At 39.5% G+C, this 1,134-nt stretch carries 1 protein-coding gene; it reads right to left on the bottom strand.

Annotated elements, in window-relative coordinates; genetic code table 11:
• Positions 1–1,058 (bottom strand): IS3 family transposase gene (locus H7J92_RS17405; protein ID WP_221838279.1). Its coding sequence is split into 2 segments (ribosomal slippage), with 1,059 coding nucleotides annotated over them: positions 1–773 and positions 773–1,058; the frame shifts between segments, so codons are not numbered across the junction. This gene is flagged as partial in the annotation.
• Positions 1,059–1,134: the final 76 nt, after the last annotated feature.

The following is a 1,134-nucleotide window of genomic DNA, read 5'->3' as shown; positions in this document are numbered from 1 at the left end:
AATCCGAATCGTATTGTACCAATTTACGTAATCATTTAGTTCGAGTTCCAGCTGGTCAAGGCTGATAAAGTGCGCTTGTTTCGTGAACTCAGTCTTGACGATATTAAACATTGATTCAGCTACGGCGTTATCATATGGACATCCTTTCATGCTCAACGATCTTTGGATGCCAAATGTCTCTAGCGCTTCATCAATCAGTTTATTTTTATACTCGCTACCGCGGTCGGTGTGGAACATTTGAATTGAGTTGAGATCACGATTAACGCTTGATAAAGCTTTGTAAACAAGCTCTGCAGTCTTACTTGGTCCAGCACTGTGCCCGATAATTTCCCGATTGTAAAGATCGACAAATAAGCATACGTAATTCCATCTTCCGTTTACTCGTACGTACGTCAGATCACTTACTACGACAGCCAATTCAGCTTGATCATTAAACTGACGGGCAAGTTCATTTTTCACAGGGTCTTCATTCACTTTTGATTTAAATGGTTTGAATTGGGCCACAGTATAATTCGAAATAAGCCCATGTTCCTTCATAATTCGACCAATACGTCGCCTAGAGACACACAAGCCGATCTTTTCAAGTTTCTTCTTAATCTTCCGGGTTCCATAATTGTTTCTACTTTCTTTAAATACTTTCTTGACGGCATCAACAGTCTCATCTTCTACTTGCTTTTCAACAGGTTCATAGTAAAAGGTGCTTCTAGGAATATTGAGGACTTCGCACATTGCTGATACTGAGTATTTGTGAGCATTGTTGCGAATCACATCTACTTTCGTCCCATGATCAGCGCGGCTTGCTTTAAAATATCATTCTCCATTAGTAGACGTTGATTTTCTTTACGTAGTTTGATTAATTCAGCCTCTTCAGGCGTACGGTTGTCACGTTCTTGGAATGAACCAGATGTCTGGTTTTGCTTCACCCATTTATCAAAGGCGGAAGCGGTTAAATCATATTCACGGATAATATCAGCTCTGGGTTTTCCGCTCTCATACAACTTTACCAATTGACTTTTAAATTCAGGGGTAAAAGTTCTTCGTACTCTTTTTTGGGTCATCGTAGATTCTCCTCGTTTCTTTGGTTGTATTCTACTAGACCTTAATTTTATTGTCTAACTAAGTGTAGCCTATCCA

It is taken from the genome of Sporosarcina aquimarina (genome assembly GCF_019748715.1).
Taxonomy (GTDB): domain Bacteria; phylum Bacillota; class Bacilli; order Bacillales_A; family Planococcaceae; genus Sporosarcina; species Sporosarcina newyorkensis.
The sequence above is the reverse complement of the archived record's forward strand: the minus strand, read 5'-3'. Positions and strand labels throughout refer to the sequence as shown.